10 protein-coding genes and 1 rRNA gene are annotated in these 15,470 nt (G+C 70.8%); 10 read left to right on the forward strand and 1 reads right to left on the reverse strand.

Annotated features, from left to right (window positions below):
• Positions 1 to 59: 59 nt before the first annotated feature.
• Positions 60 to 611, reverse strand: coding sequence for a hypothetical protein (locus tag AC3RJ9_RS01575; protein WP_036384688.1), 552 nt, complete (start codon positions 609 to 611; stop codon positions 60 to 62).
• Positions 612 to 812: 201 nt separating this feature from the next.
• On the opposite strand from AC3RJ9_RS01575, the gene AC3RJ9_RS01580 reads away from it, so the two are divergent.
• The 10 genes from AC3RJ9_RS01580 to AC3RJ9_RS01625 all read left to right on the forward strand — a co-directional run bounded on the left by AC3RJ9_RS01580 (position 813) and on the right by AC3RJ9_RS01625 (position 15,298).
• Positions 813 to 1,295 carry a CarD family transcriptional regulator gene (locus AC3RJ9_RS01580; RefSeq protein ID WP_036384689.1) on the forward strand — a complete coding sequence of 161 codons (483 nt, stop codon included), beginning with the start codon at positions 813 to 815 and terminating at the stop codon, positions 1,293 to 1,295.
• 124 nt (positions 1,296 to 1,419) lie between these two features.
• On the forward strand, positions 1,420 to 2,718 hold the full coding sequence (ispF, locus tag AC3RJ9_RS01585; RefSeq protein ID WP_225348288.1) for a 2-C-methyl-D-erythritol 2,4-cyclodiphosphate synthase: 1,299 nt from the start codon (positions 1,420 to 1,422) through the stop codon (positions 2,716 to 2,718).
• A gap of 73 nt (positions 2,719 to 2,791) precedes the next feature.
• Positions 2,792 to 4,249, forward strand: a complete 1,458-nt coding sequence (cysS, locus tag AC3RJ9_RS01590; protein WP_041104726.1) for a cysteine--tRNA ligase — start codon at positions 2,792 to 2,794, stop codon at positions 4,247 to 4,249.
• Positions 4,250 to 4,323: 74 nt separating this feature from the next.
• Positions 4,324 to 5,313, forward strand: a complete 990-nt coding sequence (gene rlmB, locus AC3RJ9_RS01595; protein WP_002856490.1) for a 23S rRNA (guanosine(2251)-2'-O)-methyltransferase RlmB — start codon at positions 4,324 to 4,326, stop codon at positions 5,311 to 5,313.
• Between the two features lie 233 nt (positions 5,314 to 5,546).
• Positions 5,547 to 6,557 carry an ABC transporter substrate-binding protein gene (locus AC3RJ9_RS01600; RefSeq protein ID WP_206496005.1) on the forward strand — a complete coding sequence of 337 codons (1,011 nt, stop codon included), beginning with the start codon at positions 5,547 to 5,549 and terminating at the stop codon, positions 6,555 to 6,557.
• A 130-nt stretch (positions 6,558 to 6,687) separates the two neighbouring features.
• Positions 6,688 to 7,677 (forward strand): ABC transporter permease, encoded by a 990-nt coding sequence (locus tag AC3RJ9_RS01605; protein ID WP_036382447.1) that lies wholly within the window; start codon positions 6,688 to 6,690, stop codon positions 7,675 to 7,677.
• On the forward strand, positions 7,670 to 8,461 hold the full coding sequence (locus AC3RJ9_RS01610) for an ABC transporter ATP-binding protein (protein WP_036382449.1): 792 nt from the start codon (positions 7,670 to 7,672) through the stop codon (positions 8,459 to 8,461). Before AC3RJ9_RS01605 ends, AC3RJ9_RS01610 begins: the two co-directional genes overlap by 8 nt.
• 101 nt (positions 8,462 to 8,562) lie before the next feature.
• Entirely contained in the window at positions 8,563 to 10,662 is a 2,100-nt protein-coding gene (locus AC3RJ9_RS01615; protein ID WP_489727673.1) for an alpha-1,4-glucan--maltose-1-phosphate maltosyltransferase, read from the forward strand.
• Between the two features lie 40 nt (positions 10,663 to 10,702).
• Positions 10,703 to 13,033: a 1,4-alpha-glucan branching protein GlgB gene (gene glgB / locus AC3RJ9_RS01620; RefSeq protein ID WP_225348290.1), complete on the forward strand. Its 2,331-nt coding sequence runs from the start codon at positions 10,703 to 10,705 to the stop codon at positions 13,031 to 13,033.
• A 742-nt stretch (positions 13,034 to 13,775) separates the two neighbouring features.
• Positions 13,776 to 15,298, forward strand: a 16S ribosomal RNA gene (locus AC3RJ9_RS01625).
• The last annotated feature ends 172 nt before the right edge of the window (positions 15,299 to 15,470 follow it).

Below are 15,470 nucleotides of genomic sequence, written 5' to 3' on the forward strand. Positions count from 1 at the left end.
CGGCTCCACCTCACGGTGGGGCCGGGGCCGTGGCGTGCCGGGCGCAGGCCCGGCGGAGGTCAGTGCTCCTCGCCGTAGTGGTGGGTCTCCTCGTGGAGGTGCCCGACGAGATCCTCCTCCGAGGGCTCGACTCCCTCGGGGAGCAGGTCACGGTACTGCTCCTGGGTGGCGCTCAGCAGCGGGACGGCCAGGTCGGCGGTGCCGCCGTTGCCGGAGACGGTCACGGGCAGGTTCTCGCCGACCCACACGCCCTCGCGCTCCAGGACGGTCGTGTTCGCCTCGTCCTCGAGCTTGCGGCTCTCGCCGGCGGGGACCTTCAGGGTCGCGGAGCCGCCGCCCTCGGCCTGGAAGGTGTAGGTCTGATCCTGGCCGGAGGTGTTCTCCACGGTGCCGATCAGGCGGGCGGGGCCCGACTCGCCGTCGCCGACGAGGGCGAGGTTGCGGTAGCTCAGGAAGTCCTGCTCCTGGCCGTTGATGCCGTCCGAGGGGGAGTACTGGATGGCGGTGGCGATCGGGCTCACGGCGGAGCAGCCGGTGGCGCCCAGCAGGGCGACCGCGGCCAGCGCACCTGCGGCGAGGTGGCGCCGGGCGGGCCGGGATGCGTTCTTCACAGAGGTCTCCTCAGGTGCGATGACGTGCTCAGGAGCCCCGAGGCAGGGGCCCTGCCAGGTCAGGCTACCGCATCCAGGGACGCCGGCAGGCTTGTGGTGCGGGGTCGTCCACTATCACATCCGGAGGCCGACGATGTGACGGCACGCGCGGCATGACGGGGCCGCATGATAGAATGAGACGACTGAAAGGGGCACAACAACATGGTTTTTGAGGTCGGAGAGACCGTCGTCTACCCCCACCACGGTGCTGCGCGGATCGAGGAGATCAAGATGCGCACCATCAAGGGGGAGGAGAAGATGTATCTCAAGCTCAAGGTGGCGCAGGGAGACCTGACCATCGAGGTCCCTGCGGAGAACGTCGACCTCGTCGGCGTGCGTGACGTCGTGGATGCGGAGGGGCTCGAGCACGTCATGGAGGTCCTGCGCGCCGAGCACGTGGAGGAGCCGACCAACTGGTCCCGCCGCTACAAGGCGAACCTGGAGAAGCTCGCCAGCGGCGACGTCAACAAGGTGGCCGAGGTCGTCCGCGACCTGTGGCGCCGCGACCAGGACCGCGGCCTGTCCGCCGGCGAGAAGCGCATGCTCGCGAAGGCCCGCCAGGTGCTCGTGTCCGAGCTGGCGCTGGCCAAGAAGGTCACCGAGGAGGAGGCCGAGGGTCGCCTGGACAAGGTGCTCGAGGGTTGACGAGCAGCACACGACAGAGGAGGGGCCCGCGTCCACGACGCGGGCCCCTCCCCTGTTTCGTCCCCGGCCGTCGCCGCCGGGGGTCCCGGGCCACGGACACCGGCGCGCTCCCTAGGATGAGGCCATGCCCACCGCCCTCGTGATCGCCGCCGCCGGCGCCGGCACCCGCCTCGGCGCCGGGCTGCCCAAGGCCCTCGCCCCCCTCGCGGACGGCCGCACCCTCCTGCACCACTGCCTGGCGTCCGTCGCCGCCGCACGCGCCGCCGGGCTCGCCCTCGACGCCGTCGTGGTGCTCACCCCGCCGGCGGGGGCCGACGCCGGCCGCGTGGCCGCCGAGGTCGACGCCGGCCCGCACCTGGACGTGCCCGTGCACTGCGTGCCGGGCGGCGCCGAGCGCGCGGACTCGGTCCGCGCCGGACTCACCGCGGCCTCCCGCGCTCTGGCCGACCTCGCCCCGGCGGGGGCGCCCCGCCGCGTCCTCGTCCACGACGCCGCCCGCGCGCTGACCCCGCCGAGCGTGTTCGGGGCCGTCACGGCGGCGCTCGAGACCGGCGTGGTCGCCGCGGTCCCGGGCCTGCCGCTGACGGACACCGTCAAGCAGGTCACCCCCGGACGGGGCGGCGTCGACGTCGTCGCGGCCACACCGGCCCGCGCCGAACTGCGCGCGATCCAGACGCCGCAGGGCTTCGATCTGGACACCCTGCTGGCGGCCCACGAGGCCGTGCGCACGGACCCCACGCTCGACGCCGCGGTGCTCACCGACGACGCGATGGTCATGGAGGCTGCGGGGCATGAGGTGGTGGTGGTGCCCGGCGACCCGGCCGCGTTCAAGGTCACCGCCCCCGCCGACCTCGACCTCGCCCGCCTCGAACTCGCCCGCCGCATCCCCCAGGAGGAGACTCCCATGGACCAGCCCGCCCGCCCCGCCGCGGCCGCCCCCCTGCCGCGCGTGGGGATCGGCACCGACGTGCACGCGTGGGCACCCGAGGATGCCCCCCGGCCCCTGTGGCTCGGCGGCATCCACTGGCCCGGCGAGCGTGGCGTGGCCGCGACCTCGGACGGGGACGTGGCCGCCCACGCGGCGTGCAACGCCCTGCTCTCCGCCGCCGGCCTCGGCGACCTCGGGGCCGTGTTCGGCGTCGACCGGCCCGAGATGGCGGACGCCTCCGGCGCGGACATGCTCCGCGAGGTGCTGCGCCTGCTGACGGAGGCGGGCCTCGCCGTCGGGAACGTGGCGGTCCAGGTGGTCGCACCCCGGCCCAAGGTGGGCACGCGCCGCGCGGAGATGGAGGCCGCCCTCTCCGCCGCCCTCGGCGGGGCCCCCGTGTCCGTCTCCGCCGCCACCACGGACCGGCTGGGGTTCATCGGGCGCAGGGAGGGGCTGGTCGGGATCGCGACCGCGCTCGTCGTCCCCGCGGCCTGAGCCCGCGTCGGCGCACCGACTAGGCTGGCAGAGCCCCGTCAGGACCCCGCCCCTCCGGAAGGACCGCGCCCCCATGGCCCAGCGCTTCTACGACACCCGCACCGCGCAGATCCGGGACTTCGAGCCCCTCGTGCCCGGCGAGGCGTCGGTGTACTACTGCGGGGCCACGGTGCAGGGCATGCCGCACGTGGGCCACGTGCGCAGCGCGATCGTGTTCGACATCCTCATCCGCTGGCTCGAGGCCACCGGGCTGCGCGTCACCTCGGTGCGGAACGTGACGGACATCGACGACAAGATCCTCGACCGCTCGGCCGCCTCCCACGAGGCCGGCTTCGAGGCCTCGGACCTCTACCCGGCCCGCGAGCCGTGGTGGGCCCTGGCCTACCGGTTCGAGAAGGCGTTCGACGCCGCCTACCTCGCCCTCGGCGTCCGCCGTCCCACCTATGAGCCGCGCGCCACCGGCCACGTGCCCGAGATGTTCGCGCTCATCGAGCGCCTGATGGAGCGCGGCCACGCCTACCCCGCGCAGGACGGCTCGGGCGACGTCTACTTCGACGTCCGGTCCTGGGAGCGCTACGGCGAGCTCACCCGCCAGCGCGTCGAGGACATGCAGGACGCCCCCGACGCCGACCCGCGCGGCAAGCGCGACCCCCGCGACTTCGCCCTGTGGAAGGGCGCCAAGCCCGGCGAGCCCGCCACCGCCGTGTGGGAGTCGCCCTGGGGCGCCGGCCGCCCCGGATGGCACCTGGAGTGCTCGGCCATGTCCACGAAGTACCTCGGCGCCGAGTTCGACATCCACGGCGGCGGCCTGGACCTGCGGTTCCCGCACCACGAGAACGAGCTGGCCCAGTCGGCGGCCGCCGGTGACGGCTTCGCCCGCTTCTGGCTGCACAACGGGCTCGTCACCTACGGCGGCGAGAAGATGTCCAAGTCCGTGGGCAACACGATCTCCCCCGAGGAGATGCTCGGCATGGCCCGCCCGACGGCGGTGCGCTATTTCTTGGGGCAGGCCCACTACCGCTCCCAGCTCGACTACCGGCCCGGCGCCCTCGACGAGGCCGAGGCCGCCGTCGAGCGCATCGAGGGCTTCACGGCCCGCGCCCGCGCCGCCGGCGCCGTCCCGCCCGCCCCCGACGGGGCGCTCGCGGACCGCGTGCCCGCGGCCTTCCGCACCGCCATGGAGGACGACCTCAACGTGCCCCAGGCGCTCGCGGCCCTGCACGAGGCCGTGCGCGCCGGCAACTCGGCGCTGGCCGGGCAGGACCTCGACGCCGCGGCCGCCCGCCTGGCCGAGGTGGAGGCCATGACCGCGGTGCTGGGCCTGGACGACGTGCCCGAGGGCGACGACGCCGCGGCCGGCCCGGTGTCGGACGCCCTCGACTCGCTCGTCCGGTCGCAGATCGAGGCGCGGGCACAGGCCCGCGCGGACAAGGACTGGGCCACCGCGGACCGCATCCGCGATGCGCTGGCCGCGGCCGGCGTCGTGGTGGAGGACGGCGCCGACGGCGCCACATGGCGCCTGGCGGACTGACACCTAGACTGGAGGGCGATCCGGCGGCGCCCCGCGTGCCGCCGCCCCCGTCCCCGGCACGCAGGAGTCCCGCCATGTCCACCGCCCCCCGCTCCGGCGGATCCCGCAAGCCCAAGGGCAAGAAGGGCCCCATGAAGGGCACCGGCGGCCACGGTCGCAAGGCGCTCGAGGGCCGCGGCCCCACCCCCAAGGCCGAGGACCGGGTCTACCACAAGGCGCACCGCGCCAAGCAGCTGGCCGAGCGCTCGGCCGCCAAGCGCGGTCCCGTGACGGACCAGGTCCGCGGCCGCGTGAAGCTCACGGATGAGACGGTCTCCGGTCGCAATCCCGTGCTCGAGGCGCTGCGCGCGGGCATCCCGGCCAAGGCGCTGCACGTGGCCGTGCGCATCGAGATGGACGACCGCGTCAAGGAGGCCCTGCGCCTCTGCCTCGAGCAGGGCGTGCCGGTCCTGGAGAACACCAAGCCGGAGCTGGACCGCCTCTCCGGCGAGGCCGTGCACCAGGGCATCGTGCTGCAGATCCCGCCCTATGAGTACGCGGACGCCACGGCCCTGGCCCTCGACGCGCTCGCGAAGCACGAGAAGGGGCACCTGCGGACCCCGCCGCTGCTGATCGCGCTCGACGGCATCACCGACCCCCGCAACCTCGGCGCCATCATCCGGGCCGGCTCCGCGTTCGACGCGGACGGCGTGATCGTGCCCGAGCGCCGCTCCGTCGGCGTGACCGCCACCGCCTGGCGCACCTCGGCCGGCGCGGCCGCGCGGGTGCCCGTGGCCCAGGCCGGCAACCTGAACACCACCCTCGTCGACCTGCACAAGGCCGGCTACTTCGTGCTGGGCCTCGACGGCGGAGGGGACGTCTCGCTGCCCGGGCTCGCCCTGGCCACGGAGCCGCTCGTGCTCGTGGTGGGGGCCGAGGGCAAGGGTCTGTCCCGCATGGTGCGGGAGCACTGCCAGCAGATCGTGTCCATCCCGATCGACTCGACGATGGAGTCCCTCAACGCCTCGATGGCGGTGGGCATCTCCCTGTACGAGATCTCGGTGCAGCGCGCCGGCGGGCGCTGACCCCCACGGCGCCCCCGCCCGGGATGACGGCCGGGCGGGGACGCGGGTGTCGCGCGCGGCGCCGTCGCGGGCAGAGTGTCCACAGTGACGCCGATCACATGGCAGGATGTCGCGTGGATGCGCGCACGTCTTGCCTGTGATGCGTGTCACCGCGCACAGTGTCTGCACTGTGTCCGACGGGCCCCCGTCGGCGAGCGCATCCCGCACCGCACCATCAGAACGAGGTCCGTCTCATGAAGCACCGCTCCCTCTCCCTCACCGCCGCCCTCGCCGTCGCCGCCCTCGGGCTCACGGCGTGCGGTGACTCCGGCTCCGGCGGCTCCGGCTCGTCCTCCGCCGCCGGCGGCGACGGCTCCTACACCGTGGGCATCAACCAGCTCGTCTCCCACCCGGCGCTCGACGGCGCGGCCGAGGGCTTCAAGGAGGCGTTCACGGACGCCGGCCTGGACGTGACGTTCGAGGAGCAGAACGCCCAGGGCGAGCAGGCCACCGTCACCTCGATCGCCTCCACCTTCGCCAACGACGGGGACGTGGACCTCGTGGCCGCGATCGCGACCCCCGCCGCACAGGGCACCGTCTCGGCCGTGAAGGACAAGCCGGTCGTGTTCATGGCGGTCACCGATCCGAAGGGCGCTGAGCTCGTGGCCTCGGACGAGGCCCCGGGCGGCAACGTCACCGGCGTCTCGGACCGCAACCCGGTCAAGGAGCAGCTGCAGCTGCTCAAGGACGTGAAGCCGGACGCCACGACCGTCGGCATCGTCTACAACTCCGGCGAGGCCAACTCCAAGGTCCAGGTGGACCAGGCCAAGGAGGCCGGCAAGGAGCTGGGCCTCGAGGTCAAGGAGGCCACCATCACCAACTCGTCCGAGGTCCAGCAGGGCGTGCAGTCCCTGTCCGGCGTGGACGGCATCTACGTGCCCACGGACAACGCCGTCGTCTCGGCGCTGGAGACCGTGGTGGGCTACGGCAAGGAGCAGCGCATCCCCGTCATCTCGGCGGACATCGACTCCGTGGAGCGCGGTGCCCTGGGCACGTACGGCATCGACTACACGGCGCACGGCAAGCAGGCCGGCGAGATGGCCGTGAAGATCCTCAAGGACGGCGCGAAGCCGGCCGAGCTGCCCGTGGGCTACGCCGACCCGGCCAACCTGCAGCTCGTGCTGAACCCGCAGGCCGCCGAGGCCTACGGCGTCGAGATCCCCGCCGAGCTCAAGGACAGGGCCGACCAGCTCGTCGAGGGCTGATCCCGCGCCTGCCCGCCTCCGCGGCGGCCCGGACCACGGGGTCCGAGCCGCCGCGGAGCACGTCGGCGGCCGGCCCATCCCGTCCCGCCGTCGTCCGTCCCCCTCGCACCGCCCGAAAGGCACCCACCCCATGCTGACCGCAGTGGAACTGGGTCTGATCTACGCCGTCGTCGCGCTCGGCGTGTACCTGACCTTCCGCATCCTCGACTTCCCCGACCTCACGGTGGACGGCTCGTTCACCACCGGCGCCGCCACGGCCGCCGTGCTCATCACGGGCGGCACGCCGGTGCCCCTGGCCATGCTCGCCGCCTTCGTGGCGGGCGCGCTCGCGGGCCTCGTCACCGGCCTGCTGCACACCAAGGGCCGGATCGACGGCCTGCTCGCCGGCATCCTCACGATGATCGCGCTCTACTCGATCAACCTGCGGATCATGGGCAAGGCCAACATCCCCCTGCTCGGCCAGGACACCCTGTTCACGTGGCTCGGCGACCTGGGACTGGCCCGGAACTGGGGCTCGATCCTCGTGCTCTTCCTCGGTGTGTTCGTGGTGAAGCTGATCCTCGACTGGTTCCTGCACACGGACCTGGGCCTCGCCCTGCAGGCGACCGGTGACAACGAGGAGATGATCCGCTCGTACGGCGTCTCCACGGACCGGATGAAGATCCTCGGCCTGATGATCTCCAACGGCCTCGTGGCCCTCGGCGGCTCCCTGCTGGCCATGTACCAGGGCTTCGCGGACATCTCCATGGGCATCGGCCTCATCCTCGTGGGCCTGGCGTCCGTGATCGTGGGCCAGGCCGTGTTCGGCCAGCGCACGGTCTTCTGGGCGACGCTCGCCGTGATCGTCGGCGCCGTGCTCTACCGCCTGATCATCCAGTTCGCCCTCAACGCGGGCCTGAGCCCGAACGACATGAAGCTGATCTCCGCGGCCCTCGTCGTCGTGGCCCTGCTGCTGCCGCGCTTCGGCTTCGCCAGGCGCCTGAGCCTGCGCACGCGGGGCACGGCCGCGACCCCGGCGCCGGCCGCCGCCGCTCCGGCCACCGCCGGCATGCCCCTGACTGGCGAGCCGGGCGGCGCCACCCCCGCCGCATCCGTCTCCGAGGAGGCCCCCCGTGCTTGAGATCTCACAGGTCTCCAAGACCTTCTTCCCGAACACCGTCAACGAGCGGCGCGCCCTGCAGGGCATCGACCTGCACCTGGCCGAGGGCGACTTCGTCACCGTGATCGGCTCCAACGGCGCCGGCAAGTCCACGATCCTGAACACGATCGCCGGCAAGCTGCTCCCGGACACCGGCACCGTGGCCGTGGGCGGCAAGGACGTCACCCGCATGCCGGACCACCGCCGCGCGGCCTCGATCGGCCGGGTGTTCCAGGACCCGACGGCGGGCACGGCCCCGAATCTCACGATCGAGGAGAACATGGCCCTGGCCTGGCGACGCGGGCACGCCCGCGGGCTCTCGCGGGGCGTCTCCCGCGCCCGGCGCGCGATGTTCCGCGACGAGCTCACGAAGCTCGAACTCGGCCTGGAGAACCGCCTCACCGCCAAGGTCGGGCTGCTCTCCGGTGGCCAGCGTCAGGCGCTCAGCCTGCTCATGGCCACGTTCTCCGGACCGAAGATCCTGCTGCTGGACGAGCACACCGCCGCCCTGGACCCGTCCCGGGCGGAGCTGGTGACCCGCCTGACCCGGCAGGTGGTGGCCGAGCACCGGCTCACCACGCTGATGGTCACGCACAACATGTCCCAGGCCCTCGAGGTCGGCAACCGGCTGATCATGATGCACGACGGCCGGATCATCCTCGAGCTGGACGAGCAGGAGAAGGCCGGGCGCACCCCGGCGGACCTGCTGGCCGAGTTCGGCAAGATCAAGGGCGCCGTCGTGGACGACAAGACCATGCTGTCCTGAGCGTCCCGTCCGGCGCCCCGTCCCCGGCCCGCCCCTCCGCCCCACGGCGGGCGGGCAGGCCGGCCGTTCTCACCGGCGCGGCCGCGGGGTAGCGTCGTGGCGTGAGCACCGTGAAGCCCGACACCCAGAGCGCCACCGCAGCCGATGTCCGCCTCCAGACCGTCACGGGGCGCATCCCGGTGACGGACGTGCAGCCCGTGGTGCTGGACGGCCGGTTCCCGGCGAAGGCCGTGGTCGGCGAGGACATCCCCGTCCGCGCGACCGTGTTCCGCGAGGGCCACGACTCCGTGCGCGCCACCGTCCGCCTGCTCGACCCGGCCGGCGCCGAGGTGCAGCGCGTGCAGATGCGTCCGGGCCGGCCCGGCCTGGACGAGGTCGTGGCCACGCTGCGGCCCGCCGAGCCGGGCCTGCACCAGTTCGTGGTCGAGGGCTGGGACGATCCGGTGGGCACGTGGAAGCACGCGGCCACCGTCAAGATCGCCGCCGGCGTCGACGTGGAGCTGATGCTCGCCGAGGGCGCCGCCCTGTTCCGCCGGGCCGCCGAGGACGCGGAGCGCTCGGCCGAGGACCGCGCCATGTTCGAGGAGGTCGTTCGCGGCCTCGAGGACGAGTCGCTCATCCCGGCCCAGCGCCTGGCCTCCGCCGAGTCGGCGGAGGTGTCCGCCGTCCTCCACGCCCGCCCCGTGCGGGAGCACCTCACGAGCTCCGAGCTCTACCCGCTGGACGTGCAGCGTGAGCTCGCCGGCCGCGGCGCCTGGTACGAGTTCTTCCCCCGCTCCGAGGGCGCCCGCTTCGACGAGGCCTCCGGCACGTGGTCCTCCGGCACCTTCGCGACGGCGGCCCGCCGGCTCCCGGCGGTCGCCCGGATGGGCTTCCAGGTGGCCTACCTGCCGCCGATCCACCCGATCGGCACCTCGCACCGCAAGGGCCCGAACAACACGCTGACGGCCGGGCCGCAGGACCCGGGCTCGCCGTGGGCGATCGGCGCGCCCGAGGGCGGACACGACGCCGTGCACCCGGACCTGGGCACCGTCGAGGACTTCGAGGCGTTCGTGGCCGCGGCCGCGGACGAGGGCCTCGAAGTGGCCCTGGACCTGGCCCTGCAGTGCTCCCCGGACCACCCGTGGGTCGCCGCGCACCCGGAGTGGTTCACCACCCGCGTGGACGGCACCATCGCGTACGCGGAGAACCCGCCGAAGAAGTACCAGGACATCTACCCGCTGAACTTCGACAACGACCCGGGCGGCCTCGCCCAGGCGGTGCTGGACGTGGTGCGGGGCTGGGTGGCCCGCGGCGTGCACATCTTCCGCGTGGACAACCCGCACACCAAGCCCCTGTGGTTCTGGGAGTGGCTGATCGCGAAGGTCCGCGCCGAGGAGCCGCGCGTCGTGTTCCTCGCCGAGGCCTTCACCCGTCCCGCGATGATGCACGCCCTGGGCAAGGTCGGGTTCCAGCAGTCCTACGGGTACTACACCTGGCGGAACACGGCCGAGGAGCTCGCGGAGTACCTCCAGGAGATCTCGCACGAGACGCCGGCGTTCTATCGCCCCAACCTCTTCGTCAACACGCCGGACATCCTCACGGAGTACCTGCAGCACGGCGGCCCGGGCGCGTTCCGGATCCGCGCCGTCGTCGCCGCCACGGCCAGCCCGCTGTGGGGCGTCTACGCCGGGTTCGAGCTGTTCGAGCACGTGGCCCGGCCCGGCGCGGAGGAGTACATCGACAACGAGAAGTACGAGTACCGCCCCCGGGACTGGGAGGGCGCGGAGGCCGCGGGCGCCTCGCTCGCCCCGTACCTCACCCGGCTCAATGAGATCCGCGCGGCGCACCCGGCGCTGGGCGACCTGCAGAACCTGACCCTGCACGCCTCGACGCACCCTGACCTGCTCGTGTTCTCGAAGACGCGCTCGGCCCGGCCCGAGGGTGCGCACCGGGACGCCGAGGCGGTCACCGACGCCGGTCCCGCGGAGGACACCCTGATCGTCGTCGTCACCACGAACCCGCACGACGTCGTCGAGGCGACCCTGGACCTGGACCTCGAGGCGCTGCGTCTGCGCCCCGAGGACCGCGACGCGTCCGGGGCCGTCGAGGTGGAGGACCTGCTCACCGGCCAGCGCTGGCAGTGGGGCCGCACCCCGTACGTCCGCCTGGACCCCCACGTCGAGCCCGCCCACGTCCTGCGGATCGTCCGGAACGGCTGAGCCGCTCCCGACGCCCGCCGTCCCCAGAACAGGAATCGCCATGACCCCGTCCGCCGCCCCCCGCCCCGCCGTCGCCCCGCTCGCCGTGGACCCGGAGGTGCTGGCCGCCGTCGCGCAGGGCCGGCACCACGATCCGCACACCGTGCTGGGCGCCCACCCGCATCCCGACGGCGCCGCGGTCACCTACCGCGTGCTGCGCCCGCTGGCGCGCACGGTCACGGTGGTCCGCGCCGGCGACGGGCAGCGGGTGGAGCTGACGCACGAGCACGACGGCGTGTTCGCGGGCGTGGCCCCGACGCCCCGGGTGGCCGGGGCCGCCGCGGGCGACTACCGCGTCGAGGTGGCGTACGAGACCGAGGACGGCACGACCGGCCCCGTCCAGGAGCAGGACGACGCGTACCGGCACCTGCCCACGCTCGGCGAGCTGGACCTGCACCTGATCGGGGAGGGCCGGCACGAACGGCTGTGGGAGGTGCTCGGCGCCCGCGTGGTCCGCACCTCCGCCGACGAGGCCGTCGGCACGGCCTTCGCGGTCTGGGCGCCGAACGCGCGGGCCGTGCGCGTGGTGGGCGACCACAACGGCTGGGACGGCCGGACCCACGCCATGCGGTCCCTCGGCTCCTCCGGCGTGTGGGAGCTGCTGGCGCCCGGCGTCGGTCACGGCGACCGCTACAAGTTCGAGATCCTCGGCCGGGACGGGCTCTGGCGGCAGAAGGCGGACCCGATGGCCCGCTGGACGGAGGTCCCGCCGGCCACGGCCTCGCGTGTGCTCGAGTCCGACTACGCCTTCGGGGACCGCACCTGGATGGAGCGCCGCCGTCTCACGGACCCGCACGAGCGCCCGCTGAGCATCTACGAGGTGCACCTGGGCTCGTGGCGGCCCGGGCTGGACTACCGCGAGCTGGCCGAGCAGCTCGTGGAGTACGTGCAGTGGCTCGGGTTCACGCACGTGGAGTTCCTGCCGGTCGCGGAGCATCCGTTCGGCGGGTCCTGGGGCTACCAGGTGACCGGCTACTACGCCCCCACCTCCCGGTTCGGCTCCCCGGACGAGTTCAAGCACCTGGTGGACGCGCTCCACCGGGCGGGGATCGGCGTCATCGTGGACTGGGTGCCGGCGCACTTCCCGAAGGACGAGTGGGCGCTCGCGCGCTTCGACGGGACCGCCCTGTACGAGCACCCGGACCCGCGGCGGGGCGAACATCCCGACTGGGGCACCCTCGTGTTCGACTTCGGCCGCACCGAGGTCCGCAACTTCCTCGTGGCCAACGCGCTCTACTGGCTCGGCGAGTTCCACATCGACGGGCTGCGCGTGGACGCCGTCGCCTCGATGCTCTACCTGGACTACTCGCGCGAGGACGGGCAGTGGGAGCCCAACGTGCACGGCGGCAACCACAACCTCGAGGCCATCGACTTCCTGCGCGAGGTCAACGCGACCGTGTACCGCCTGCACCCCGGCGTCCACATGATCGCGGAGGAGTCCACGGCCTTCTCCGGGGTGAGCGCTCCCGTGGACGCGGGCGGTCTCGGCTTCGGCAAGAAGTGGAACATGGGCTGGATGCACGACACCCTGGCCTACCTGTCCCAGGACCCGGTCAACCGCCGGTGGCACCACGAGCAGTGGACGTTCTCCCTGGTGTACGCCTACTCGGAGAACTACGTGCTGCCGCTGTCCCACGATGAGGTCGTCCACGGCAAGGGCTCCCTGCTGGGCCGCATCCCGGGCGACCGACGGCAGCAGCTGGCGACCCTGCGCGCCTACTACGGGTACATGTGGGCGCACCCCGGCAAGCAGCTGCTGTTCATGGGCGGGGAGTACGCGCAGCCGAGCGAGTGGTCCGAGGGCGAGGGCCTGGACTGGCCCGTCTCGTGGGATGAGGCGCACCGCGGGGTCCAGCTGACGATCCGGGAGCTCAACGCGCTCTACCGCAGCAAGCCGGCGCTGTGGTCGCTGGACCACAGCCCGGAGGGATTTGCGTGGGTGGACGGCGGCGACGCCGACGGCAACACGCTCGTGTTCCTCCGCATGCCCGCGGCGCAGGTGGTGCCGGAGACACGGATCGACGACGACGGCGCCGCGGTCCCGGCCGCTGAACCGGGCGGCGCCCCGCTGCTGTGCATCACCAACCTCTCGGGGTCGCCGCGTCAGGGGTTGCGCGTGGGGGTGCCGTCCGCGGGGGAGTGGACGGTGGTGCTGGACACGGACTCAACCGACTTCCACGGTGACGGCTGGCGGGAGCAGACCGGCCAGTCCGAGGTGATCGCGGCACACGAGGGCCAGTGGCAGGGCCAGCCGGCCCACGTCACGGTGAACGTGCCGGCGCTGACCACCCTGTGGCTCCAGCCGACCCTGGACACGACGGCCACGCCCTGAGGAGTGGTGCACGTCACGGCCGGGGGTGACGGCGCTGGAGCGTCGAACGGGGCGGGCCAGGCCGAAGGAATCCGCGAGAACAGGCGGAAACCGGCCGCCCACCCTTGACCGCACGCCGGGTGCCGCCCCTGATTTTGTGTTCGGTGGGATTCGTGTGTAGAGTTCCATCTCGTGCTCAAGACGCCGACCGGGTGACAGGGAGGCGGGGTGAAGAACACAGAATCCGCGGATTCATGCCGAGAATGGCAGGTCCAGGGCGGGTGGTGCTCACCGGGTGCGCGGCCGGCAGTGATGCGGGTCGGGATTCCTGAAGAAGATGATCTGGTTTGACAGCCGGGGATCATGTGGTAAGCTTTTCGAGGCCTTCCACGTGGATGGTCCGGTGAGTGTCTGACCCCGCGGAAGCGGAGTTGACATGGTCGGATCGCGTGGTAAGGTTTTCTAGCCCGGCCATGTGAACGGACGGTGAATGCTTCGGACACGGAGTTGACACGGTCGAAACGGATGGTCTAGGATGGAGAAGTTGCTCCAGAGCGAAACGGCCCGCGGAGCGGGTCGCTGAAGCTGGAAGCGCCTGTTGTTTGAGAACTCAATAGTGTGCCAAGTTTGTTGATGCCAATTGTTTTAACACATATTGGTTGATCATCGCCTGCCACCCCCGTGGTGTGGTGATGGTCTGCTAGGTATTGAATGGATGTCGTGGTGGTTATTTCCGGCTGCCACGGTGTTGTTCTGTAATTTTTTTACGGAGAGTTTGATCCTGGCTCAGGATGAACGCTGGCGGCGTGCTTAACACATGCAAGTCGAACGATGAAGCCCAGCTTGCTGGGTGGATTAGTGGCGAACGGGTGAGTAACACGTGAGTAACCTGCCCTTAACTCTGGGATAAGCCTGGGAAACTGGGTCTAATACCGGATAGGAGCGTCCACCGCATGGTGGGTGTTGGAAAGATTTATCGGTTTTGGATGGACTCGCGGCCTATCAGCTTGTTGGTGAGGTAATGGCTCACCAAGGCGACGACGGGTAGCCGGCCTGAGAGGGTGACCGGCCACACTGGGACTGAGACACGGCCCAGACTCCTACGGGAGGCAGCAGTGGGGAATATTGCACAATGGGCGAAAGCCTGATGCAGCGACGCCGCGTGAGGGATGACGGCCTTCGGGTTGTAAACCTCTTTCAGTAGGGAAGAAGCGAAAGTGACGGTACCTACAGAAGAAGCACCGGCTAACTACGTGCCAGCAGCCGCGGTAATACGTAGGGTGCGAGCGTTATCCGGAATTATTGGGCGTAAAGAGCTCGTAGGCGGTTTGTCGCGTCTGTCGTGAAAGTCCGGGGCTTAACCCCGGATCTGCGGTGGGTACGGGCAGACTAGAGTGCAGTAGGGGAGACTGGAATTCCTGGTGTAGCGGTGGAATGCGCAGATATCAGGAGGAACACCGATGGCGAAGGCAGGTCTCTGGGCTGTAACTGACGCTGAGGAGCGAAAGCATGGGGAGCGAACAGGATTAGATACCCTGGTAGTCCATGCCGTAAACGTTGGGCACTAGGTGTGGGGACCATTCCACGGTTTCCGCGCCGCAGCTAACGCATTAAGTGCCCCGCCTGGGGAGTACGGCCGCAAGGCTAAAACTCAAAGGAATTGACGGGGGCCCGCACAAGCGGCGGAGCATGCGGATTAATTCGATGCAACGCGAAGAACCTTACCAAGGCTTGACATGTTCTCGATCGCCGTAGAGATACGGTTTCCCCTTTGGGGTGGGTTCACAGGTGGTGCATGGTTGTCGTCAGCTCGTGTCGTGAGATGTTGGGTTAAGTCCCGCAACGAGCGCAACCCTCGTTCCATGTTGCCAGCACGTCGTGGTGGGGACTCATGGGAGACTGCCGGGGTCAACTCGGAGGAAGGTGAGGACGACGTCAAATCATCATGCCCCTTATGTCTTGGGCTTCACGCATGCTACAATGGCCGGTACAATGGGTTGCGATACTGTGAGGTGGAGCTAATCCCAAAAAGCCGGTCTCAGTTCGGATTGGGGTCTGCAACTCGACCCCATGAAGTCGGAGTCGCTAGTAATCGCAGATCAGCAACGCTGCGGTGAATACGTTCCCGGGCCTTGTACACACCGCCCGTCAAGTCACGAAAGTTGGTAACACCCGAAGCCGGTGGCCTAACCCTTGTGGGGGGAGCTGTCGAAGGTGGGACCAGCGATTGGGACTAAGTCGTAACAAGGTAGCCGTACCGGAAGGTGCGGCTGGATCACCTCCTTTCTAAGGAGCATTAGTGCCCGTTGCATCACCGCGTGTGTGATGGCGGGTTGCTCATGGGTGGAACATCAATGAATGGTGCCAGTGGTGGTGCCGGCAGTGCTCGAGTACGTCATGCCTGTGAGGGTGTGGTTGGAATGGGTGGTGTTGGTGGCTGCGGGCTGGTGTTGGCACA

The sequence above is a fragment of the Micrococcus sp. 63XJN7_6_ISO-PGPR-S23-444 genome, assembly GCF_058072765.1.